Origin of the sequence: Myroides marinus, from assembly GCF_900109075.1 — a bacterium.
Taxonomy (GTDB): domain Bacteria; phylum Bacteroidota; class Bacteroidia; order Flavobacteriales; family Flavobacteriaceae; genus Flavobacterium; species Flavobacterium marinum_A.
Genome location: NZ_FNYS01000001.1, coordinates 185576 through 208774 on the forward strand (window position 1 = coordinate 185576; position 23199 = coordinate 208774).

Sequence of the window (23199 nt, forward strand, 5' to 3'; positions counted from 1 at the left end):
TAATTACTTAAGACGAAGCTTACTACTATCTTTTATTTTAGAATTAAACACTCTACCTACTTTTGTTGTCTTTTCTTTTACTTCACTACCATATATTCCTTCATATGTACCTTCATATTTAAGATCTGCACTTTTATCCTTTAGAGATAAATAATAATTAATAGGCCCCTGTTCTTCTTTATTAGAATCATATACTCCTACCCATTCGATCGACATCTTATCTATAGCATTAGCATCAGCTTTTAATTCTTCTTTGCCCTGTACCATACCGATAACACTTATCGGAAACACATTAGCTTTCTCTGCTTGTTCTGGAAATACAAATCCTGTCTCATTAGCAGAAACATAAACTCCCATTAGATAAATGATACCACTTCTATCATCAGTATTCATAACCAACAATTCATACACTTGGTATTTCTTACCTGTTTTTTCATCCGTATACATATAAGGCCTAGCCTCATCATTTTCATCTTTTAACTTATGGATCTGCACACTAAGTTGTGTAGCATCAATACCATATTTTTTATCTTTCAATACGAAGTATTGGTTTTCCTTTATCTCTTTAGGGCTAACCATAATCGTAATGACTTCACTATTAAAAAATCCTTCTTTAAAAGCATAGAAAGTATAAGTACCCACTTCGCTTGGATTCCAACTATTCCCACTAAATAGACCATATCCTTTATTCTCTATATAGTAATTTGAAACAGCTCTACCATCAGCAGTGACAGTAAACATAACTTTATCACCTATTCTCACATCATAAGAATCAGCCTCTAGAGTTAGTTTCTCAGCTATAGTCCCACCTACTAAAATAGCTAAAGCCGCACTATTCTTATATCCTGCTTTTTTAGCAATGATATTATATACTCCTCTTTTTTCGAACTTATATTCCTGGGTAGCCTTTACATTATCGACATAAAAGTCAACACCAGAGACTTCCTTTCTATCCCCATCATAAGCTTTAAAGGTTACAAGACCACCTTCATCTACAGCAATATCACTTGCTTCAACGAACAAGTCTTTTAACACAAAGTCACTAGGGGTATTGTCATCCTTACTACAACCGACTACACTAATAGTCAAGAGAGCTAAGGAGAAATAAAACAACAGTTTTTTCATAATTTATTATTTAGGTTAATTAGTTGGTACTAAATAACAATAACACAAAAAACCTATCAAATTAATTACTATACCTATTCAAACATATTTATCTATTAACAAAACAATTCAAACACTGAAGATTACATTGATTCAAAAAACACAAAAACGAAGTCTCAACCTCTTCTAAAAAAGCTCCTATCAAATCATTAAAAATTGGTTAAAACCTCATTACATCACATCTTTATCTAAAACAGTCATTGTTTTTATTATATTTACCACAAACAATAACAAATTTCATTTATGAAAACACAAGAATATGAAAGTAACGACTTGATCGAAAGATTACCACAGCATTTAAAACAATTTATCAAACCACAGAGTTATCAAGATTATACACCAATTAATCAAGCCGTGTGGAGATATGTTATGCGTAAAAATGTTGATTATCTATCTAAAGTTGCTCACGAATCATATCTTGACGGTCTAGCTAAAACAGGTATTTCTATAGAAAGTATCCCTAGTATGTATGGGATGAATAGAATATTAAAAGAAATAGGTTGGGCTGCTGTAGCAGTAGATGGCTTTATACCACCGAATGCCTTTATGGAGTTTCAGGCTTATAAAGTTCTTGTTATTGCATCAGATATTAGACAATTAGAAAATATAGAATACACACCTGCACCAGACATCATACACGAAGGTGCTGGACACGCTCCTATTATCGCAAACCCAGAGTATGCTGAATACCTTAGACGCTTCGGCGAGATAGGTTGTAAAGCAATCTCTTCTGGTAGAGATTATGAGATATACGAAGCTATTCGTCTATTATCTATTCTTAAAGAAGCAGAAGGTGTAGCGGAAGAAGAAATAGCTAAAGCAGAGGCACAAGTAGAACACCTACAAAGTATAGTAGAAGAACCTTCTGAAATGGCACTTATCCGTAACCTTCACTGGTGGACTGTAGAGTATGGACTAATAGGTACTACTGACAACCCTAAGATATACGGAGCTGGTTTACTATCTTCTATCGGGGAGAGTGCATGGTGTATGACTAACAATGTAAAGAAACTTCCTTATAGTATAGAAGCTGCATACCAAGGTTTTGACATTACTAAACCTCAACCTCAACTATATGTAACTCCTGACTTTGCTTACCTAAGTGAAGTATTAGAAGAGTTTGCGAATAAGATGGCCTTGAGAAAAGGAGGTTTAATGGGAGTTAGCAAACTTATAGACTCTAAAGCCTTAGGTACTATAGAGCTTAATACAGGACTTCAAATATCAGGTGTATTCACACGTGTTATCGAACATGAAGGTAAACCTGCTTATGTACAAACGACTGGTCAAACAGCATTGTCATACAGAGAAAAAGAATTAGTAGGACATGGGACAGAGACTCACCCACACGGCTTTGGTACAGCATTAGGAAGATTAAAAGGAATCAATCTAGCTATCGAAGATATGAGTCCTAGAGACCTAAAAGCTTACAACTTATACGAAGGTAAGCCTGTAACATTAGAGTTCGAGGGTGGTATAACTGTATCTGGAACTAACATCACAGGTATTAGAAACATACACGGTAAAATCATTTTGATTAGTTTCAGCGATTGTACAGTGAAGCATAATGACGAAGTATTGTTCCAACCAGAATGGGGAACTTATGACATGGCTGTAGGTGCTAATATCATCTCTGCTTTCTCAGGACCTGCTGATTACAGAAGCTTTGATCTAATTAACCATGTACCTTCAAGCCAAACAATAAAAGCGAAGAGAGACGAGAACAAAATAAAGCTTGAAAGCTACTACCAAGAGGTAAGAGCAATGAGAGAAGAGAACAAAACAACTGATTTAAACAGTATTCTAGACGTTTTAATCAATGATTACTCTACAGACTGGTTGTTGACAGTAGAAATATTAGAACTAGCTAAAAAAGCCTCTAATACAGCTTTAGCCGAAAAAGCAATGAGCCACCTTAAATCTGTTCAAACTAACAGACCTGAAGTAGCTCATTTAATTAAAGACGGTATAGACATTATTCTTAAAAGCTTATAAAGCCATATCTAAGACTAAGTCTTTATCACTTTGAATAGTATTACCTTGATACTCTAGTTTCCAGCCAAGTGCTTGGGTAACTATCAATATTTTAGAAAGTTCACTTATAAGTCGATTCTCTGCATTCGATTTTAAAGTGGACTTTTCTATTTTATCTTCTAAGTCTTTTTTCACCTTTGCATTGATCTTGTTATAATCTTCTCCTTTAAACGGATTGAACTTACTCTGCTCTACATCTAGTATCTTGTAGTCAGGGTATATATTTACCTCCGCTTCAGGAATAAATAATATTTGAACTACCTTATTCTTTTCATCTATTTGATACTTTAGTTGGCTAAGATCATAACCTACTGTAGCCTTTGCATTAATAATTACTACAGCCTTCTTGTCAAAAGAAAGTAAGTTCATCAGATACTTCTGTTGATCTTTATAAGTCATCACTTGAGAGAACGTAGCTTCAGTCACTACAAGCTTACTCACATTCTTTAACTGTTCTTGGATCAGAGCAGTATTGTACTGCATATCATCACTCTTTCCTTTTGTTAAGTAATTGTACACAACTACTCCTGAAAACATAAAAAAGAGCACTACAAATATTCCGAATAATACACGTAATAACTTTCTCATAACTATCTAAAACTCATAAATGGATATTTCTCTAATAAGTAATCTATCTTTTCTACTAATGTATCTAAGAACTTCAGGTGTTGTTCTGCAGTAGGATTAAACGGTCTATGATTAAGCCCACGTTGCACCTCATCCACCTTGTGCATTATTGGATACATATCTGGATGTATCCACGTAGTCACAAAGCGTTCCCATATATAGTCAATCGCCAACTCGTTTGGGTGTAGCATATCCGCTTTATAATAACGGTAATCTCTTAGCTCATCCATCACTATCTCATACGATGGAAAGTATCCAATACTCACTTCCTCTTGTCTATCTAAAACATCGTGAAGTGCTGTAAACAACACTGACTTACTTCTTTGATTCTCAACGATACCATCCTTAAAGTGCCTCACAGGAGATACTGTAAACACTATTTGTAACTCAGGATTAATCGCTTGTACTAATTTAATGATTTTAGATAAACTAGCACTTACTTCCTCATAAGATAGCAATCTCTTCTTAAAGTTACTCTGTGGTACCTTATGACAATTAGCAACAACCATTCCAGACTCTATATGTTCATATACCCATGCAGTACCTAGAGTGATGTACATAAAAGAACTTTCCTTCAAAGCCACTTGTAGATCAAACAACTTTACATTTAGTTTAGTCACGATATCCTCTTCTTCTAACTCATTCAAGTCTGAATGAGCAATAAAGCTACTCCACACCTCATTATGGCAGAACACATCCTTACTAGTGAATTCATATCCATCCACAGCATACTCCAACACGCGTTCTATAGCGAAAGGATGAAACAGAATACCGAAGGGATTAACCACACTCTGAAACTGATACTCCTTTAACTTATCACTGATATTAACTGCAAAGCACGATCCCATAGATAAGATCTTGTGCTCGTACTTTATTCTATCTTTTGCTACCTTAGTAGGTACTACTGTACTAAACTTCATAACCAAATTATCTCTTGTATAAAAAAAGATCCTCTATTGAGAATCTTCTTTTATTTATAACATATTATTTCAAATAATCTTTAGCGTGTGCGATAGCCTCTGCCATACCTGCTGGGTTCTTACCTCCTGCAGTAGCGAAGAACGCTTGTCCACCACCACCACCTTGGATGTGTTTACCTAGTTCACGTACGATAGTTCCAGCATTTAGACCTTTGCTTTCTACGATGTCTTTAGACACATAACAAGTCAACATCGGTTTATCATTAGCTACACTTCCGAACAATACATATAAGTTACTGTACTCATTACCTAACTCGTATGCTAAGTCTTTAGCACCAGAAGCGTCTAAATCAACTTCTACAGCTAAGAATGCTATTCCGTTTACCTCTTGTATTTGACCTTTTAAGTCTCCTTTTAGGTTTTTAGCTTTCTCTTTTAATAATTGCTCTACTTGTTTTTTAAGTTTAGCATTCTCATCTTGAAGAGATACCACCGCTTTTAAAGTATCTTGAGGGTTCTTTAATACTGCCTTAAGCTCTTTTAAAGTTTCTTCTTGTTCAGCGTAAAACTGACGAGCGGCTTTATTAGTGATTGCTTCGATACGACGAATACCAGCAGCTACAGCACCTTCACTTACAATTTTGAACTGCCAGATATCAGCAGTGTTTTGTACGTGTGTACCACCACATAGTTCCATACTCTCACCGAAACGGATAGCACGTACCTCATCGCCATACTTCTCACCGAATAATGCCATAGCACCTTCTGCAATAGCCTGAGCCATAGGAATACTTCTTCTTTCGATCAATGGCAATTGCTCGTGAATACGTTCATTCACAAAAGCCTCTACTTGTGCTAATTCTTCCTCAGTAACTTTAGCAAAGTGAGAGAAGTCAAAACGCAAGTGTGTAGGAGCTACTAACGAACCTTTTTGCTCTACGTGAGTACCTAATATAGTACGCAACGCTTGGTGGAGTAAGTGAGTCGCAGAGTGGTTAGCCATAGATTGCTTACGAGCATCTACATTTACCTTAGCTACTAAAGCTCCTTCTACATTAGCAGGAAGCTCTCTTACGATATGTAATATTAAGTTATTCTCTTTTTTCGTATCGATAACTTGGATAGTATCATTAGCAGATACTAATACACCACTATCACCTACTTGTCCTCCACCTTCTGGGTAGAACGGAGTAGAATCTAGTACGATTTGGAATAACTTACCATCTTTTTTACTGTCAATCTTTCTGTAACGAGTTATCTTAACCTCGTTCTCTAATTGATCATAACCTACGAATTGCTCTACGTTACCTGGTACTAATACAGTCCAGTCATCAGTAGATACCTCTGATGCAGCACGAGAACGCGTTTTTTGCTCTAACATAGCAGCGTCAAAACCAGCTTCGTCTAATTCAAATCCTTTTTCTCTAAGGATAAGAGCTGTTAAGTCAATAGGGAAACCAAATGTATCGTATAGTTCGAAAGCTTTCACTCCAGATACTACCTTACCTTCAGTTTGTTTAATTACGTTGTCTAATAAGTGTAATCCTTGTTCTAATGTTCTTAAGAAAGAAGCTTCTTCTTCTTTAATTACATTCTTCACTAACTCTTTTTGGCTAGTGATCTCTGGGAAGAATGCCCCCATTTGAGTACTTAGTACCTCCACTAATTCGTAGATAAATGGTTCTTTCTTATCTAAGAATGTAAATGCATAACGGATAGCACGACGTAAGATACGACGAATCACATATCCAGCACCACCGTTAGAAGGCAACTGACCATCAGCGATAGCGAATGCTACAGCTCTTACGTGGTCAACGATCACACGGATAGCAATATTTATCTTCTCTTCCTCATCATCTTTTGCTTTGATAGTATACTTACCACCAGTCAATTCAGATACTTTAGCGATAAGCGGAGAGAATACATCTGTATCATAGTTAGACTGTACCCCTTGAAGCACCATACATAGACGCTCAAATCCCATACCTGTATCTACGTGTTGAGCAGGTAACTTCTCTAGAGATCCATCAGCTTTACGGTTAAACTCCATAAATACGTTATTCCAGATCTCTACTACTTGTGGGTGATCACCATTTACTAATTCTCTACCAGTAACTTTAGCTTTCTCCTCAGCACTTCTGATATCTACGTGTATCTCTGTACATGGTCCACAAGGTCCTTGATCCCCCATTTCCCAGAAGTTATCTTTCTTGTTACCCATAAGGATACGATCCTTATCGATAAGCGTACTCCAGATATCATAAGCTTCTTGGTCAAAAGGAACATTCTCCTCTTCGCTACCTTCAAATACAGTAACGTATAAAATATCTTTAGGGATTTTATAAACTTCAGTCAATAATTCCCAAGCCCAGTTGATAGCCTCTTTCTTAAAGTAATCTCCGAAACTCCAGTTCCCTAGCATCTCGAACATAGTGTGGTGGTATGTATCGATACCCACCTCTTCTAAGTCATTGTGCTTACCAGATACACGAAGACACTTTTGAGTATCAGTGATACGGTTGCTTTTAGGCTTGGCGTTTCCTAAGAAATATTCTTTAAACTGGGCCATCCCAGAGTTATTAAACATTAAAGTTGGATCGTCTTTAAGAACGATCGGCGCAGAAGGTACTATCATGTGACCTCTTTCTTCAAAAAAGTTTAAAAACTTCTGACGAATTTCTTGTGATTTCATATCCTTTGGAAACTAAATTATTCTTTTAAATTCTTATTATTAAGTTATTCGCTTACTTGTTAAACATATTATAAATTAACGAATAACTAGCTTTTATTTTATTCTCTTTGGCACTTAAACTATCATTATAACGAAAACATTTTTTAAATTTGTTAGCTAACCAATGATAGCACTTCTAAGAAGATACAAAAAAGACAGTGCAAAAATAGTGTTTTTTTAAAAATATGGCTAAGGTAAAATATTATTACGACCCTGAAAAATTAGCGTTTCTAAAAATACGTCCTAAAAAGTTTAGACAGTTAGGTAATATACTACTGTTTTTATTGACCGCAGCTATTTTTGGTGTGATGGGATTATTCTTTTTAATCAACAGCGATATCCTTCAGACTCCTAAAGAAAAGAAACAAGCTAGAGAAATAGCTGAGTTTAAAACCAACTATACTCTTCTGAATAAGAAACTTGACCTTATCACCGAAGTTCTAGACGAACTAGAGGTACGTGATAACGATATATACAGAGCATACTTTAATACAGCACCTATCCCTGATGAACAACGCAAATCCGGATTAGGTGGTATTAACAGATATAGAGCTTTCGTAGGACTTAACAACGAAAGACTACTAACTGAGACCAATGTGAAGATGGACCAACTACTAAAACAAGTAGCCATACAATCGCAATCTCTAGATGACATCATAGCTCTAGCTAAGAAAAAAGAAGAATTCTTATCCTCTATCCCAGCAATACAGCCAGTCAAAAATGAAGACCTTAAACGTATGGCATCTGGATATGGATATCGTAGTGACCCTTTTACTAAGATTAAGAAGTTTCACTCTGGTATGGACTTCTCTGCCGAAGTAGGTACTCCTGTCTATGCTACAGGTAACGGTAAAGTAATCCGTGCTAATAATGAACTATCGGGTTATGGAAACCTTATCGAAGTAGATCACGGATACGGATACCTTACGAGATATGCCCACTTAAGCAAGTATCAAGCACGCGCCGGGCAAGCTGTAAAACGTGGAGATATCATCGGATATGTAGGTAGTACAGGGCGTAGCTCTGGACCTCACTTACACTATGAAGTACACTATCAAGGCAATGTGGTCAACCCACTGAACTACTATTACGGAGAAATCTCTGCTAAAGAATTTGAACTTTTATCTCAAGAAGCTAACCAAGAAAATCAATCACTTGACTAATGGAACTAAACTTACCTGATAAACGCTATTATAGCATCGGTGAACTAGCTAAAGCGTTTGACGTAAACACTTCTCTATTGCGATTCTGGGAAAAAGAGTTTGACATTATCAAACCTAGAAAGAACGCTAAGGGAAATCGCATGTTCACTCCTCAAGATGTGCAAAATCTACAACTGATCTATCACCTAGTGAAAGAGAGAGGTTTCACATTAGAAGGAGCTAAAGAACACTTAAAAAAGAACTCTAAAGACATTATGGATAACTTCGAAATCATACAAAAACTAGAAGGAATCAAAGCTGCATTATTGAATATTAAAAATGAACTCTAAATAAAAAAGAAATGAAAAAAGCGTTACCTATTATTATCGTATTAGTAGTACTTATCGGAGGATACTTTATGCTGTCGATGAACTACAACAACTCTGCCTTAGGACATAAACAAGCTACAGATAAATCTTGGGCTGATGTTCAGAGTGCTTACCAACGTAGAAATGACCTTATCGGAAACTTAGTAAATACTGTAAAAGGTGCTGCTGATTTCGAAAAATCAACTTTAGAAGCTGTAGTAAGTGCACGTGCAAAAGCAACTTCTATTAATATAGATCCTTCTAATGTAACTCCAGAACAATTCCAAGAGTTCCAAAAAGCTCAATCTGGTGTATCTAGTGCATTAGGTAGATTACTTATGGTAACTGAAAACTATCCTGACTTAAAAACAAATCAAAACTTCTTGAAATTACAAGACGAATTGGCTAGTACTGAGAACCAAATTTTAACTCAACGTACACGTTTTAACGATGCTGTAGCTGTATATAACAGTTATGTACTTAAAGTACCTAATAAGTTCTTCTTAAGTGACTATAAAGAAAGACCTTACTTCCAAGCAGAAGCTGGAGCAGAGAAAGCACCTGAAGTAAAATTCTAATCTATCAACTATGAGCGGGCTAAGAGACTATTTAACAAAGGCAGACGAAGAAGAAATCGTGCTAGCGATCACGCAAGCAGAGAAGAACACTTCTGGAGAAATAAGAGTACACGTAGAGACTACTTCTAAAAAAGCTCCTTATGAGAGAGCCCAAGAAGTATTCTTCGAGTTAGGCATAGACAAAACTACTGCTCGTAACGGTGTGTTATTCTATATCTGCACAAACTCGAAAGCTTTCGTAATACTAGGAGATCAAGGAATAGACGATAAAGTAAAAGTAGATAACTTCTGGGAAGGAACTAAAGAATTAGTGATAAACCACTTTAGACAAGGACTGTTTAAAGAAGGACTTATCTACGGTATCCTAAAGGCAGGAGCTCAACTAAAAGTACATTTTCCATCTACAGAAGAGAATAAAAACGAATTACCAAACGAAATTTCAAAAGCATAAATCAATGATCAAGCTAATACTAAAAGCATATCATTTCATACTAGTGATAATAGCAGTGCTACTATCACAGTTTACTTATGCTCAATTTGATATTCCTAAAGCACCACCAATCTCTAAACAGACTTCTGTATATGACTACGCTACTATCCTAGAAGCTAACCAAAGAAAGCAACTAGAGAGAAAGCTTATCGCATACAGTGACTCTACTTCGACTCAGATAGTCCTGATTACCATTCCTTCTCTTAAAGGAGAAAATATAGGTATACTAGGTCCTAAATGGGGACAAGAGTGGGGTATCGGTCAAAAAGGAAAAGGTAATGGTGTTGTCATCCTAATGGCTGCTAAGGAACGTCAGATAGGTATCTACCCAGGTTATGGCGTAGAACACCTTATCACAGCTGGACAAGGCGGTGAAATTATCCGTAATATTATCACTCCTGAGTTTAAACGAAATGATTATTACGCAGGACTTGACAAAGGTACTGACGCAATATTTGATTATCTTAACGGAACATATAAAGCAGACAAAACTGTCCGCGCTGATGGAGAGAATAGCATAGGTGGACTATTATGCCTTGGTATAATCATCTTTGTGATCATCTTCAGTATTGTTTTTAGCAATAAGAACAATAAAGGCGGTGGCGGAGGAGGCAATAACCGCGGTAGAGACTTCGGTAGCTCCCTATTAGATATCTTAGTACTAAGCAGCCTTGGCCGTGGTGGCGGAGGTGGTGGTGGTAGCTTCGGTGGCGGAGGAGGTTTCGGAGGCGGCGGTGGCGGCTTCGGAGGAGGTTTTGGCGGCGGTGGATTCTCTGGAGGAGGATCTAGCGGTAGCTGGTAAACCATTCTGACATAACATATATAAGCAAGTAATATATCACTCTGCATTAGAGTCTATATTACTTGCTTTTTTTATTGACTTTAGTTTGGGATAAAAGCATATTGTCTATATAGTACTTCTATAGTGACTCCATTATATCTCCTAAAACAATGGAGTCACTATGGACTCATTATGGACTCACTATGGACCTATCCCTAACCAACTATGTATTGTTCTTATCTCGTCCTGCTATAACGATACAGCTATAGTGAATAATACCACTTAGTACTGTACCGTTTTTTATTAGTCCTTTTTTCTTTGTTCTCTACCCATCTCTTAATGTTTTAAAAACTGTACTGTTCTTTTAGGACAGGTCAATAAAAAGGCAAGTAAAGTATATCCTAAACGAAAGTCATACTCTACTTGCCTTCTTTATTATTTCTAATAAAATAAATTTATTCTCTTAATACATTGTACTTACTACCTCATAACACGCATTGGTCTTCCCATTCCTCCTCTTCCTTTATTTGCTCCCTTCTTCATTCCAGCGAACTCATTAAGCTTATAAGTCAGAGAGAACATCACATATCGTTTAAGCACTAAACTTTCTGTATCCACAATCTGCATCGGGTCTATGGTACGTGTACTACTAGTATTCTGGTTTAATACATCATACACCTTCATCTTAGCGCTAAACTTATCTTTATAGAAGTCATAAGCTAAACTGATATTCCACATAAAGAAATCCTTCTTAAATCCTTTAGCTATCTGTGAGTTGTAATTATAAGCAAAGTCGTTACCGAAAGTCACTTTCTTTGGCCAATACGTTGTCGTCTGTATATTAAATCTGTGTGTAAAGTTAGATGCTTTATCCACAGAGAAGTTAGTATAATTCGTTGTATTGTGATTATAGTTATATGACGGTTTGATAGACACCCATTCACCGTAATCATAAGTTAGATACACACGTGGTCCTATCGTATTACCAGTAGCAGTATAAGTAGCTCCATCTATATACCCATTGCTAATTGTCTGGTTAGATCTCAACATAATACCATATCTAAGAGCATGCTCTCCCCACTTACTATTCTTATACCAGTCACCTGTGATCCCCCACTGATAGTTACCCTGTATATTCTTATACATAGAGATAGCCTTCTTATCTTCATCATAGATTACTGATCCTACGATACTGTTATCATAGATAGATGCATTAGCAGAGATACTATATCCTGCTCGCGTCTGAAAGTTATATGATCGATAACTCAGATTAACGTTATGCTGACCTGTAGGCTTTAGATCTGGATTACCTATAGTAGTACTTAATGGATTAGATATATCTGTAATATCTAATAGCTGAGTAGCACTCTGATAGTTGACATTATATCTGTAGATACCAAATAAGCTGTTGTTCTTAGACAGTCTATAGTTAATCATTGCATTGATATTAGGGTCTACATAATGCTTATCTAGACTATACCACTTCGCGTTATACAGAGCATTAGCCGTATTCTTAACAATCTGCGTCTTAGTAGTAACATTAATATTGTACTTATTCTTATTCAAGGCAAAGTTTACATAAGGAGCTACAGTAGTACCTATATCTGTATATCTATTAGTCTCTAATATATTTAGGTCGGTATAACCTTGGTTTGCCTCATTGTAATTAAATACTTGCAGGTCATTTATATTCTGTGCTCTATTCCACTCTGTACCTACAGATATCTGAAGTGAGTCTGTAATAGGCTGTGTGAACTCAAGAGATAAACCATAATTATCTGTCGTAGTATTATTCTGTCTGAACTGTCTACGGCTATCATCAGGTTTATCTGACTGATAGAATTGTGTCAATGATTCTCTCAAAGCATCATTAGTGGCACTGCGATTACTATTATTTAACTCTACACTAAAATACTGTCCCTTCTGCTTTAACTTACGTGTATATCTAGCAGATGTACCGAAACTGTTAGAGTTACCTCGAGAAGATGAGCTAGAGTTACTACTATTTAGTTTCTCCCCTTTCTCATCATAAGAGATTTGATTGCTCTCACTCGTATTATAGGTGTGGTCTTTACTAAAATATGGACTAAAATAGAACGCGTCTTTATCTCCCATATAATCTATAGACACATTACCTCTATGTCCTTCATTACCTCCCAGTGATGACGAATTAGAATCTGTGCTAAACTGACCTGAAGGTAAGAACTTAGTGGTAGATGACTTATTAGCCTGCTCTGTCTCTGCGAAGTTATAATCATAACTTCCATTTATCTTTAACTTATCAGACACATCCTCTACAAAATTAAGTCCTAACATTCTAGATTCTGTCAATCCTCCTCTAGATCGCCCTGTACGCATATTATCAAAGACCTTATCCATAGAAAACCCAACTGCATTGATATTATTGGCCGAACCGATCAGACTTATCTTTCTGCGTTTATTAAAGGTATTTAAGAACATTCCTGCCTCATAGTGCTTATCTGATCCATATCCACCAGATACACGCCCAAAATGCCCTTTATTCTTATCCTCATCTATGGTTATATTGATACTAGCATCATCCGTTCTACTCTTTTCACCAGTAAATTTATCTTTCTTTGTTTTTTTATCTGTTACCTGAACCTTTTTGATAATCTCAGCAGGTAAGTTCTCTAAGGCTACTGCTCCGTCTTCATTAAAGAATGGCTTTCCATTGACTAAGATCTCATTGACAGGTTTTCCATTGACCGTTATCTTTTTATTCTCATCTAGCTGTACACCAGGTAAGTTCTTTAATAACTCCTCTAGATTAGCATCAGGTCGAACCTTAAACGAATTAGCGTTAAACTCTAATGTATCTTTCTTTACACGTATAGGCGGCGCTGTTGCTACGATGAGTACTTCATCTAGCTGATTGCCGTATTCTCTAAGTATTAATGTCTTTATGTCTGTATCTTCTGATATACCATTGCTAAACTTCTTAGTGAAGTCTTTATAACCAACCATAGACACCTTTAAGACAGAGGGTTCTGATAGCTTATTAAAAGTTAGCTTAAAGTTTCCTTTTACATCTGTCATCGTATATTCTACTAAAGTCGAATCACGCTCTTTAGATAGATATACAGTAGCCGCCTCTACTGGCTGCTTAAGACTGTCAAGTACAGTACCTGAGACATTGATAGTGCTCTGTGAGTATGCAGTCACAGTGAAGATTAATAGTAGTAAGGTAAGAAGTCTGTTCATAAAAAAAGCGGTCTTTGTACTTATACAAAGACCGCTGGATTATATTGAATATATAATTTACTATTTCTGACGGAAATAAATATCGATAGGCACCCCACTAAAGTTGTACATCTCTCTTAACTTATTCTCAATATATCGTTTGTAAGGGTCTTTGATATATTGTGGCAAGTTAGCAAAAAATACGAATTGAGGTGTAGCTGTAGGCAATTGCATACAGTATTTTATCTTGATATATTTACCTTTAATTGCTGGAGGTGGTGTGTGCTCTACGATTGGCAACATCGCCTCGTTAAATTTAGAAGTCGAAATTCTCGCTTTTCTGTTTTCATATACTTCTACAGCTGTCTCTAACGCTTTTAATAAACGTTGTTTAGTAACAGTCGAAGTAAATACGATAGGCACATCTGTAAATGGCGCTATTTCTTGGCGAATTCTATCTTCAAATTGCTTAGTAGTCATCGTGTCTTTCTCTACTAAATCCCATTTGTTTACTAGGATCACAACACCCTTTCTGTTTTTCTCTGCTAACCAGAATATATTCTGATCTTGTCCTTCGAAACCACGTGTAGCATCTACCATAAGGATACATACATCACTGTGCTCAATAGCTCTCACAGATCTCATTACTGAGTAAAACTCTAAGTCTTCTTTTACTTTTGATTTTCTACGGATACCTGCAGTATCTACTAAGTTAAAGTCAAAACCAAACTGAGTAAAACGCGTATCAATAGCATCACGTGTAGTACCTGCTATATCAGTTACGATATAACGATCTTCACCAATAAGTGCGTTGATAAAACTAGACTTACCAGCATTAGGACGACCTACCACACAAAAACGTGGTAACTCTTCTTCTTCTGTCTCTCTTACTTCTTCTTCTGGTAAAGCTTTAACGACTTCATCTAATAAGTCTCCTGTACCACTACCACTCATACCAGCGATAGGGAATATCTCTCCTAATCCTAAGTTATAGAACTCGAAAGTATCATCCATACGGTTCGCACTGTCTACTTTATTTACAGCTACGAATACAGGTTTAGTCTCTTTGCGTAATAGACGTGCTACTTCAGCATCCATAGGTGTAATACCCTCTTCTACATCTACTACAAATATTACTACGTCAGCTTCCTCAATAGCTAAAGAAACTTGGCGTCTAATCTCACCTTCAAATACGTCATCAGAACCTTTGATATATCCACCAGTATCAATTACTGAGAACTCTCTACCATTCCACTCTGACTTGCCGTAGTTTCTATCACGTGTCACTCCACTAACCGAATCTACGATGGCATCTCTTCTTTGAATCAAACGATTAAAAAAAGTTGACTTTCCTACGTTTGGTCTACCAACTATGGCTACTATACTACTCATAAATATTTTAATATGTCGCAAAGTTAGTGTTTCAATGCGATATTTTAATGATTATTTTATTATTCCTTATTTCTTTTGGTTATATCCAAAACGACGTAACTGAAAGTCGCTTGATCTCCAATCTTTATTAACCTTCACGAATAGCTCTAAGTGAACTTTCTTCATAAAGAATTTCTCCATCTCTTCTCTAGCTGCAATACCTACTCTCTTTAGAGCTGCTCCTTTATGTCCTATGATTATCCCTTTCTGTGTATCGCGTTCTACCATAATAACAGATTTGATACGGATAATATTCTCTTCTTCTAAGAACTCTTCTGTCTCTACTTCTACTGCATAAGGTACTTCCTTATCATAGTTAAGTAATATCTTCTCACGGATAATCTCATTCACGAAGAAACGCTCTGACTTATCTGTTAGGGCATCTTTAGGGAAGTAAGGTGGTGACATTGGCAACAACTCGATGATACGGTCATATACAGCTTGTGTATTAAACTTCTCTAAAGCAGATATTGGGAATATCTCAGCATTAGGAACTTTCTCACTCCACAGGGTAATCTGCTCTTCTAATTGTCCTTGATTAGACTTGTCTATCTTATTAAGAAGCAACATCACAGGAACTTTAGAGTTATTAATTCTCGCAAAGAATGCTTCATCTTTTAACTCTCTCTCCCCGATCTCTACCATATAAACTAATACGTCAGCATCTTCAAAAGCAGATTTAACGAAGTCCATCATTGACTCTTGTAATTCGTATGCAGGCTTAATAATACCAGGTGTATCAGAAAATACGATTTGATAATCATCTCCATTCACGATTCCTAATATTCTATGTCTAGTAGTCTGTGCTTTAGAAGTGATGATAGACAATCTCTCTCCTACTAAAGCATTCATTAGTGTTGATTTACCTACATTTGGATTACCAATAATGTTAACGTAACCAGCTTTATGCGTCATATTATTTAATTTTTTCGGGAGCAAAGGTAGCTTATATCAATGACATAGGAAAAATTAAATAAAATTTATAACAACACTTTATATATATTTAGCTTTTAAAATGAATAAAACGAAAAGAAAAAATGATAGAAGAGAATAAGAAACATTGGTCTAAAGTAGAATACCTACACGAAACTGTAAAAAACCCAAACATACATATTAAGGGAACAACAAGTTACTACAGCAATGCCTGGTCTGGTAGCTTCGAAGATAGTGTAGTGCGTTACTTATATGGAGATGAGTATAGTCTAAAGACATGGGAACCTCAATGGCATATAGACCAATTGTACATAGGCTCACATGTATGTATAGCCGCGGAAGTAATGATACTAATGGGTGGTAATAATACACATCGCACAGATTGGTTTAGTCTATATCCTTATATTGATACTATACAAGAAGCTTATCAAGCGAAGGGAGATACAATCATAGGTGATGGTGCACGGTTAGGAATGCGTGCTATGATTATGCCTGGTATAAATATCGGTGAAGGAGCTATCATCGCTTCTGGAGCAGTAGTTATAAAGGATGTTGAGCCTTATACAATAGTAGCTGGCAACCCTGCAAAGCCAATAAAACAGCGATTTTCAGAAGAAGTAATAAAAAAATTACTGGATTTAAAAATTTATGATTGGCCAGAAGAAAAGTTCAACAAGCTACTTAACCATCTATGTAACAATGATATTGAAGCATTGACCAAGGCTCATAATGCGTATTTAAAAGGCTTAGAGAGTAAATAAAAGTAAAAAATAACGAAATATTTCAGGAACTCATTTGTGAGTTCCAAATATTCGTTCTATATTTGCACCACAATATCGCGGGATAGAGCAGTAGGCAGCTCGTCGGGCTCATAACCCGAAGGTCACAGGTTCGAGTCCTGTTCCCGCTACTAAGTAAAAGCCACTTCAAATGAAGTGGCTTTTTTTATGCATTAATCTTGGTATTTGATTTAAAACTAATTATCTGTAAATTAGTTGGTTTAAACACCACAATCAAAACTATGCGAAAAGTAATCATACTACTTCTCCCCTTTCTATCATTAAACTTAATAGCTCAAGATGATCTAGAAATACAGAAAGAAGCCATATTAAAGGAGGGAATAGAACTGTATAAATCAGAGAAAGCCTCTTGGCAAGGCACAGACGAGTTTCTAGCTATATACTCTAATCCAAATAATGTAGGTGGATATTTCTCATACAATGAAGACGAACTATCTAAATGTATCTTCTACTCTAATTCGGATGCTCCTATCGTCATTGGCACAATCACAATTCAAAACAATTCTGATAACTTCAGACCAATCACTAATCTAGAAGAAAGAGAGTTTACGACTAAAGAAAAAGATCTATACAGTATCAGAGAATCTGCTATCAATATTATTCAAAATGACAGCTTCTTTAAGCACTACAACATTGGTAGATTAAATATTATACCATTAATCAATGGTACAGAAAAGAAAGTATATGTACTTACAGGGCCTAATGAAGCAGGTGTAGTGATATTTGGCAATGATTATTTATTGACTTTTGACCAAGACAATAAGTTAATAAATAAAAAGCAATTGCACCAAAGTATTATACCTATAGACAGTGGTATGCTAGAATCTAAAACAATAGTAAAGACAATGCACAGCCACTCAGATGACACAGGTAGTCTAGTAACAGCTACAGACATCTGTACACTACTACTATATGGAGACTACATTACTTGGGAAAAACATATTGTATTAGGTAAAAACCACTATAGCATCTGGTATCCAAAGACAAAAGAATTAAAGATAACACCTCGTAAAGAAGGAGGAGATATCACTCAGGAACTAAAACAATACTAGGATTGCATAATACTTTACAATAAGTAATCTATTTATTGGCTTGTTGGTACTTATACATTTCTATCGCCACACTTAGTAATCCTGTATAACCAATCCCTAAAACAAGTAGCCCAACAGATATTTCTTCTAAAATGCTACTCGTAGCTGTAAAGTAACCTATCCCACCAGCAACGAAAAAGAATATTGTCATAGCAAGCATTATCCATAATGCTATAGCTCCCTTCTTTTCATCCTGCCAGATACGCTTAGACATTTTATTCTGTGTCTTAGTCGAATCCTGTAGAGCCGAAAAGCTTACTCCTATTCCCATAAACATTAAAGCTGAATTAAGACAAGGAAGAAAGGTATCCTTTATACCTAGGGCTATCATATCATAAATAGGTTTAAAAGCATAGAACACTGCTAATAGCATAAAGGGATATTGTAGGTAGCTAATTAATTGAAAAGCCTTCTGTATATTTTTCATAAGTGTGCAAAGTGTTAATAAGAGTTGCTCAATTGTACTTATACAAGTGCATTAAACAGCGCTTATACCTTACAATTCTAGTATCTAAAATACTAAAATATTCACAAAATAAAAGATTTTATCTTTTTTAAATTAACAATTAAACTTCTTTCAAACAACTTCCTTAAAAAGAAGCTAACCTTCTAATACCAATACCTATATAAAATACATTATTCTCAAAAAAAGAAAAAAACATCTTCAACAAACAAGTAAATCATTAACAAATTTCCATTAAAAGAAGATATCTGTCAATTGTCCTATTTTGTCAACCCAAATATTGGTTGTACATTTGCACCACAATATCGCGGGATAGAGCAGTAGGCAGCTCGTCGGGCTCATAACCCGAAGGTCACAGGTTCGAGTCCTGTTCCCGCTACTAAGTAAGAGCCACTTCACGCAATGAAGTGGTTTTTTCTTGAAATAATATAACTTTATTACGCCTATTTTATAGAAAAAGGGATTACGTTAAGTAATCCCTTTTTTCTTTTCTATTGTAATTGTTCGTGGATTTCTTCCCACTCCATCATTAATTCATCTATCTTTTTCTTCTTCTTCTCATAATCGCTGAAGAAGCTAGTATCAGCCATAAGCTTTTCATAATCTACTGCTAAGCGCTCATCATCTTTAGCTACTTTTTTCTCTAATTCAGAAATTTCACTTTCGATCTTGCTTAGTCTATTTTGTAAAGACTTTTGTTTCTTCTGATCTTCATAAGATAAAGCTGGGGCTTTCTTCTCTTCTACCACTACAGCTTTTGTTGGCTCTACCGTAGTTTTCTTTTCGATCTCACGCATATTCTGTGCGTTTCTCTCTTCTAAGAAGTAGTTGATATCTCCTAAGTACTCTCTTATCTTCTGATCTTTAAACTCATAAACGAACTGCGTTAACCCTTGTAAGAAGTCACGGTCGTGAGACACTAACACTAAAGTTCCTTTAAAGTTCTCTAATGCTTTCTTCAATACATTCTTAGATTTAATATCTAAGTGGTTCGTAGGCTCATCCATTAGCAATACGTTGATCGGTAAAAGCAACATCTTACAAAGAGCTAATCTATTACGCTCACCTCCTGAAAGTACTTTTACTTTCTTCTCTACATCGTCTCCTCTAAACAAGAAAGATCCTAACATATCGCGCACTTTAACACGATTACCATCTGTAGCCGCGTCTAGCATTGTATCTAAGATAGTCTTCTCTCCATCTAAATAATCTGCTTGGTTCTGTGCGAAATAACCGATTTGAACATTGTGTCCCAACTTAATGTTACCTTCATATTCAAACTCATCAATAATAGCTTTAATCAGTGTAGATTTACCTTGACCATTCTGACCAACGAAAGCTACTTTAGTTCCGCGTTCAATCAATAAGTCAATATCTTTAAAGATCACCTTATCTCCGAATCGTTTAGTAACTTTATCTATCTCTAATACAACCTTACCTGGATCAATACTCACAGGGAAAGAGATATTCATCACAGCATTATCATCCTCATCTACCTCGATACGCTCAACTTTATCCAATTTCTTGATTAAAGACTGTGCCATAGAAGCCTTAGTTGCTTTGTATCTAAACTTCTCGATAAGCTTCTCCGTCTCCTCTATTTTCTTTGCTTGGTTCTTCTGAGCTGCTAACTGCATCTCACGAAGCTCTTCACGCAATACTAAATACTGTGAATAAGGCTTATTAAAGTCATATATCTTTCCTAATGATATTTCTATCGTACGATTAGTTACGTTGTCTAAGAACATCTTATCGTGCGAAATAATAACTACTGCACCTGCATAAGACTTTAAGAATTGCTCTAACCAAATAATACTCTCAATATCCAAGTGATTGGTAGGCTCATCCAGAAGCAATACATCGTTATCTTGTAATAACAGTTTAGCTAACTCTATACGCATACGCCACCCTCCTGAGAAAGTGTCTGTCTGGTTATTAAACTCCTCGCGTTTAAATCCAAGACCTAGTAATACTCTTTCTGTATTACCAACGTAGTTATATCCACCAATAATCTCAAAACGATGAGTTAGATCACTCAACTTTTCAATAAGCTCACTATAACTTTCAGATTCATAATCTGTACGTTCTGCTAATTCCTTATTTACATTATCTAAATCAGCTTCAACTTTTTTAATCTCTACGAAAGCTTGGTATGCTTCATCTAATACTGTGCGTCCAGGTATAAAATCAATATCCTGTCTTAAGAATCCGATACGCAAATCCTTTTCCATAGCCATACTACCTGTATCAGACTCTATATCACCTGCTAATAACTTAAGCATAGTAGACTTACCAGCTCCATTTTTTCCAACTAAACCTACGCGATCACCCGCACCGATGCGAAATGTAACGTTTTCAAACAAATACGTACCAGAGAATGACACTGATAGATTATGTATATTTATCATACTTAGATTCTACTAAAATTTAAATTTTTTATATCTATGGATAGAGACACTCTCTTCTAACACCATAGCGTTTTCTATATTATTATATAATTTCTCAGCTAAGAAAGGTCCTAATAAAACTCCTCTTGTACCCAATCCATTTAACACATGGATTCTAGCTGACTCTCTACTTCTTCCTAATAAAGGACGACGATCTTTTACTGTTGGTCTAACTCCTGCATTGTGAGCTACTACTTCAAACTCAAGATCTATAACATCTCTAAGCCCCTCTAATAGTTCATTTAACCCTTCTTCTGTAGGAGTATCAGTCTTGTCTTCCCAATCATAAGTAGCTCCAACTTTATAAAGGTCATCTCCAACAGGGATCAAAAATACACTAGACTTAAGCATAAAGTCAATATTTAAGTTTGGTATTTTTACTAAAAGCACTTCCCCTTTTGTACCATCTAGTGGCAAATCTTTAAAGAACGGGTTCTGCAACATTCCGAAACCTTCCGCAAAAACAATATGCTTTGCTTCGATATCTTTATACTTTACACTCTCGTCCGTATAACTTAAGCTGTCATAATCGAACTCTTCTACTCTATAAGCAGACATCTTAGTAAGATAATCCCTATACGCTGCTATTAAAGTTTTAGTTTCTAAATACCCAGTATGAGTAACTTCTCCAAATCCAAATGGACTAATAACACCTGGTACTTCTTTGCGAACTAACTTTGGCAATAGAAACTTCTCTAAATTAGGTTTATCAGCTGCATGAAACCAATTGTTTTGTTCTTCCACTGACAACAATCTACGATACAATGGAATCTCAAACATAAATTCAACACCTAACTTACGTTCTAACTCTGCATAAAAAGGCATAGCTATCTCTAGTTGTTCCTCTATCTTCCACACATCAGTAAAACGCTTTAATACAACAGGATTATACATTCCTCCTGCCATTAACGACGAAGAGCGCTTCTCGTTATCTATAACTACAAAACTCTTCCCCTCAGCCATTAGTTTCTCAGTAAAGCAAATACCTGCCAGACCACTTCCAACTACGATATAATCAACCATAACTTATATACATTAAAAAAGCTCCTATCTAATTAATTAGATAAGAGCTTAATAAATTAGAAACTACAAAATTAGTAATTCCACATATCATCTTCAAGGTTTCGGATTAATTCTTTAATTCTTTCACCTTCAAATAATCGTTTTAAATCATTATTCTTGATATACTCATCTATTTTACGGTTACCATACTGGTTATCCGCTTTATAGATAGTAGCACTAAATCTTCTTGCATTTAACAAGTGATCAAAGTTAACAGGATTTAATGGGTTTTTAGCATTAAATGCATAATTCTGGAACAATGTACCACGAGCATCTGTAAAGAAAATCCAGAATAACTCAACATAATTCTCTCTAGCAGAACCTTTAGTATAAATATCAGCTACTACAGGAGCAATACCTAATATTCTATACTTTAACTGTCCTTCATTTCTATCAAAGAACCACATACCCATGATGTGGTATTCTTTAACGTCAGAAGCAGTTAATTCAGTTCTTTGAATATACTCATCTGGCACTTTTTCACCAGCATTTAAATACTCAAGACCTGCATCCAAAGTATCTACTTTTACGAATGAATCCTCGATATCTTTAAGATTTCTTTTACGTTTAAAATCACTATCGTCATAAACCTCAGTAATATCTCCTGACTTTATTCCATCTAGTAATACTTTAAACAATGATTTAGCACCAATACCTCCTTCATTTAAACTTTCTTCAAGAGGATATAAATACATTTCATTAGCTTTCTCAGACAAAGAGATATTCTCCCAAACCTTAATACCAAATAAAATATCTTTCTCACGAACATATCCGTAAGGGATAGGTCCTTCAGCTTTAATCAAAATTTGCTCAAGTGGCATAATACCAATATCAGCAGCAGATTTAGCGTTCAATAGGCTTGTTTGTGCAAACGTTCCTATTGAAAACATTGTAAACACTATATATAGTGAAAAATTCTTCAAGTTCATATTCTTC

Annotated in this window: 19 protein-coding genes and 2 tRNA genes; 10 read left to right on the forward strand and 11 right to left on the reverse strand. The window is 35.7% G+C overall.

The annotated features are described in order from the left end of the window. Positions 1-3: 3 nt before the first annotated feature. Positions 4-1125 carry a hypothetical protein gene (locus BMX53_RS00850; RefSeq protein ID WP_074744154.1) on the reverse strand — a complete coding sequence of 374 codons (1122 nt, stop codon included), beginning with the start codon at positions 1123-1125 and terminating at the stop codon, positions 4-6. Between the two features lie 282 nt (positions 1126-1407). Here BMX53_RS00850 and BMX53_RS00855 point away from each other — a divergent pair, with 282 nt between their 5' ends. Beyond that, the gene (locus tag BMX53_RS00855) at positions 1408-3159 is read left to right on the forward strand and encodes an aromatic amino acid hydroxylase (protein ID WP_074744156.1); all 1752 of its coding nucleotides are present in this window, start codon (positions 1408-1410) and stop codon (positions 3157-3159) included. Here BMX53_RS00855 and BMX53_RS00860 read toward each other — a convergent pair. The 3 genes from BMX53_RS00860 to alaS form a co-directional block, all read right to left on the reverse strand. Next, complete coding sequence (locus tag BMX53_RS00860) at positions 3154-3786, reverse strand: DUF4230 domain-containing protein (protein WP_038984752.1); 633 nt, start codon at positions 3784-3786, stop codon at positions 3154-3156. The two genes, BMX53_RS00855 and BMX53_RS00860, sit on opposite strands and share 6 nt — an antisense overlap. Positions 3787-3788: 2 nt before the next feature. Continuing rightward, positions 3789-4745: a GSCFA domain-containing protein gene (locus BMX53_RS00865; RefSeq protein ID WP_074744158.1), complete on the reverse strand. Its 957-nt coding sequence runs from the start codon at positions 4743-4745 to the stop codon at positions 3789-3791. Between the two features lie 64 nt (positions 4746-4809). Continuing rightward, complete coding sequence (alaS, locus tag BMX53_RS00870; protein WP_074744160.1) at positions 4810-7437, reverse strand: alanine--tRNA ligase; 2628 nt, start codon at positions 7435-7437, stop codon at positions 4810-4812. 224 nt (positions 7438-7661) lie between these two features. Here alaS and BMX53_RS00875 point away from each other — a divergent pair, with 224 nt between their 5' ends. Genes BMX53_RS00875 through BMX53_RS00895 form a run of 5 tightly spaced genes read left to right on the forward strand, consistent with a single transcriptional unit; the run spans position 7662 to position 10856 of the window. After that, on the forward strand, positions 7662-8639 hold the full coding sequence (locus BMX53_RS00875) for a M23 family metallopeptidase (RefSeq protein ID WP_038984746.1): 978 nt from the start codon (positions 7662-7664) through the stop codon (positions 8637-8639). Next, positions 8639-8968, forward strand: coding sequence for a MerR family transcriptional regulator (locus BMX53_RS00880; protein WP_038984745.1), 330 nt, complete (start codon positions 8639-8641; stop codon positions 8966-8968). The genes BMX53_RS00875 and BMX53_RS00880 overlap by 1 nt, the downstream gene beginning before the upstream one ends. Before the next feature lie 11 nt (positions 8969-8979). Continuing rightward, entirely contained in the window at positions 8980-9564 is a 585-nt protein-coding gene (locus tag BMX53_RS00885) for a LemA family protein (protein ID WP_074744162.1), read from the forward strand. A gap of 10 nt (positions 9565-9574) precedes the next feature. Further along, a complete protein-coding gene (locus BMX53_RS00890) occupies positions 9575-10015 on the forward strand; it encodes a TPM domain-containing protein (RefSeq protein WP_074744164.1) in 441 nt (146 codons plus the stop codon). 4 nt (positions 10016-10019) lie between these two features. Continuing rightward, positions 10020-10856, forward strand: coding sequence for a TPM domain-containing protein (locus BMX53_RS00895; protein ID WP_074744166.1), 837 nt, complete (start codon positions 10020-10022; stop codon positions 10854-10856). A gap of 459 nt (positions 10857-11315) precedes the next feature. Here the strand turns inward: BMX53_RS00895 and BMX53_RS00900 are convergent, their stop codons facing one another. The 3 genes from BMX53_RS00900 to era form a co-directional block, all read right to left on the reverse strand. Further along, the gene (locus BMX53_RS00900; protein ID WP_074744168.1) at positions 11316-14057 is read right to left on the reverse strand and encodes a TonB-dependent receptor; all 2742 of its coding nucleotides are present in this window, start codon (positions 14055-14057) and stop codon (positions 11316-11318) included. A 60-nt stretch (positions 14058-14117) separates the two neighbouring features. Next, positions 14118-15428 carry a ribosome biogenesis GTPase Der gene (der, locus tag BMX53_RS00905; RefSeq protein ID WP_038984738.1) on the reverse strand — a complete coding sequence of 437 codons (1311 nt, stop codon included), beginning with the start codon at positions 15426-15428 and terminating at the stop codon, positions 14118-14120. Positions 15429-15494: 66 nt separating this feature from the next. After that, positions 15495-16382 (reverse strand): GTPase Era, encoded by an 888-nt coding sequence (gene era / locus BMX53_RS00910; RefSeq protein ID WP_074744170.1) that lies wholly within the window; start codon positions 16380-16382, stop codon positions 15495-15497. A 122-nt stretch (positions 16383-16504) separates the two neighbouring features. Between era and BMX53_RS00915 the strand changes: the two genes are divergently transcribed. The 3 genes from BMX53_RS00915 to BMX53_RS00925 all read left to right on the forward strand — a co-directional run bounded on the left by BMX53_RS00915 (position 16505) and on the right by BMX53_RS00925 (position 18252). Then, entirely contained in the window at positions 16505-17161 is a 657-nt protein-coding gene (locus tag BMX53_RS00915) for a CatB-related O-acetyltransferase (RefSeq protein WP_074744172.1), read from the forward strand. 76 nt (positions 17162-17237) lie between these two features. Beyond that, a tRNA-Met gene (locus tag BMX53_RS00920) sits at positions 17238-17310 on the forward strand. Positions 17311-17421: 111 nt separating this feature from the next. Further along, positions 17422-18252 carry a hypothetical protein gene (locus BMX53_RS00925; protein WP_074744174.1) on the forward strand — a complete coding sequence of 277 codons (831 nt, stop codon included), beginning with the start codon at positions 17422-17424 and terminating at the stop codon, positions 18250-18252. Positions 18253-18280: 28 nt separating this feature from the next. Here the strand turns inward: BMX53_RS00925 and BMX53_RS00930 are convergent, their stop codons facing one another. Further along, positions 18281-18718 carry a hypothetical protein gene (locus BMX53_RS00930; RefSeq protein ID WP_038984732.1) on the reverse strand — a complete coding sequence of 146 codons (438 nt, stop codon included), beginning with the start codon at positions 18716-18718 and terminating at the stop codon, positions 18281-18283. Between the two features lie 342 nt (positions 18719-19060). On the opposite strand from BMX53_RS00930, the gene BMX53_RS00935 reads away from it, so the two are divergent. After that, positions 19061-19133 (forward strand) — tRNA-Met (locus tag BMX53_RS00935). A 112-nt stretch (positions 19134-19245) separates the two neighbouring features. On the opposite strand, the gene BMX53_RS00940 is transcribed toward BMX53_RS00935, so the two are convergent. From BMX53_RS00940 to porN, 3 genes are all read right to left on the reverse strand, one after another. Further along, positions 19246-21162 carry an ABC-F family ATP-binding cassette domain-containing protein gene (locus tag BMX53_RS00940; RefSeq protein WP_074744176.1) on the reverse strand — a complete coding sequence of 639 codons (1917 nt, stop codon included), beginning with the start codon at positions 21160-21162 and terminating at the stop codon, positions 19246-19248. Positions 21163-21174: 12 nt separating this feature from the next. Then, positions 21175-22224, reverse strand: a complete 1050-nt coding sequence (locus BMX53_RS00945; protein ID WP_074744178.1) for an NAD(P)/FAD-dependent oxidoreductase — start codon at positions 22222-22224, stop codon at positions 21175-21177. Positions 22225-22295: 71 nt separating this feature from the next. Continuing rightward, complete coding sequence (gene porN / locus BMX53_RS00950; RefSeq protein ID WP_240485443.1) at positions 22296-23153, reverse strand: type IX secretion system ring subunit PorN/GldN; 858 nt, start codon at positions 23151-23153, stop codon at positions 22296-22298. Positions 23154-23199 lie beyond the last annotated feature (46 nt).

What these genes read in the sequence shown, in the direction of transcription:
- BMX53_RS00875 (WP_038984746.1), top strand. Translation starts at nt 7,662, where the DNA reads ATGGCTAAGGTAAAATATTATTACGACCCTGAAAAATTAGCGTTTCTA.
- BMX53_RS00850 (WP_074744154.1), bottom strand. Translation starts at nt 1,125, where the DNA reads ATGAAAAAACTGTTGTTTTATTTCTCCTTAGCTCTCTTGACTATTAGT.
- BMX53_RS00940 (WP_074744176.1), bottom strand. Translation starts at nt 21,162, where the DNA reads ATGATAAATATACATAATCTATCAGTGTCATTCTCTGGTACGTATTTG.
- der (WP_038984738.1), bottom strand. Translation starts at nt 15,428, where the DNA reads ATGAGTAGTATAGTAGCCATAGTTGGTAGACCAAACGTAGGAAAGTCA.
- BMX53_RS00885 (WP_074744162.1), top strand. Translation starts at nt 8,980, where the DNA reads ATGAAAAAAGCGTTACCTATTATTATCGTATTAGTAGTACTTATCGGA.
- BMX53_RS00860 (WP_038984752.1), bottom strand. Translation starts at nt 3,786, where the DNA reads ATGAGAAAGTTATTACGTGTATTATTCGGAATATTTGTAGTGCTCTTT.
- BMX53_RS00855 (WP_074744156.1), top strand. Translation starts at nt 1,408, where the DNA reads ATGAAAACACAAGAATATGAAAGTAACGACTTGATCGAAAGATTACCA.
- porN (WP_240485443.1), bottom strand. Translation starts at nt 23,153, where the DNA reads ATGTTTTCAATAGGAACGTTTGCACAAACAAGCCTATTGAACGCTAAA.
- BMX53_RS00895 (WP_074744166.1), top strand. Translation starts at nt 10,020, where the DNA reads ATGATCAAGCTAATACTAAAAGCATATCATTTCATACTAGTGATAATA.
- BMX53_RS00890 (WP_074744164.1), top strand. Translation starts at nt 9,575, where the DNA reads ATGAGCGGGCTAAGAGACTATTTAACAAAGGCAGACGAAGAAGAAATC.
- BMX53_RS00945 (WP_074744178.1), bottom strand. Translation starts at nt 22,224, where the DNA reads ATGGTTGATTATATCGTAGTTGGAAGTGGTCTGGCAGGTATTTGCTTT.
- alaS (WP_074744160.1), bottom strand. Translation starts at nt 7,437, where the DNA reads ATGAAATCACAAGAAATTCGTCAGAAGTTTTTAAACTTTTTTGAAGAA.
- BMX53_RS00930 (WP_038984732.1), bottom strand. Translation starts at nt 18,718, where the DNA reads ATGAAAAATATACAGAAGGCTTTTCAATTAATTAGCTACCTACAATAT.
- BMX53_RS00925 (WP_074744174.1), top strand. Translation starts at nt 17,422, where the DNA reads ATGCGAAAAGTAATCATACTACTTCTCCCCTTTCTATCATTAAACTTA.
- BMX53_RS00915 (WP_074744172.1), top strand. Translation starts at nt 16,505, where the DNA reads ATGATAGAAGAGAATAAGAAACATTGGTCTAAAGTAGAATACCTACAC.
- BMX53_RS00880 (WP_038984745.1), top strand. Translation starts at nt 8,639, where the DNA reads ATGGAACTAAACTTACCTGATAAACGCTATTATAGCATCGGTGAACTA.
- era (WP_074744170.1), bottom strand. Translation starts at nt 16,382, where the DNA reads ATGACGCATAAAGCTGGTTACGTTAACATTATTGGTAATCCAAATGTA.
- BMX53_RS00865 (WP_074744158.1), bottom strand. Translation starts at nt 4,745, where the DNA reads ATGAAGTTTAGTACAGTAGTACCTACTAAGGTAGCAAAAGATAGAATA.
- BMX53_RS00900 (WP_074744168.1), bottom strand. Translation starts at nt 14,057, where the DNA reads ATGAACAGACTTCTTACCTTACTACTATTAATCTTCACTGTGACTGCA.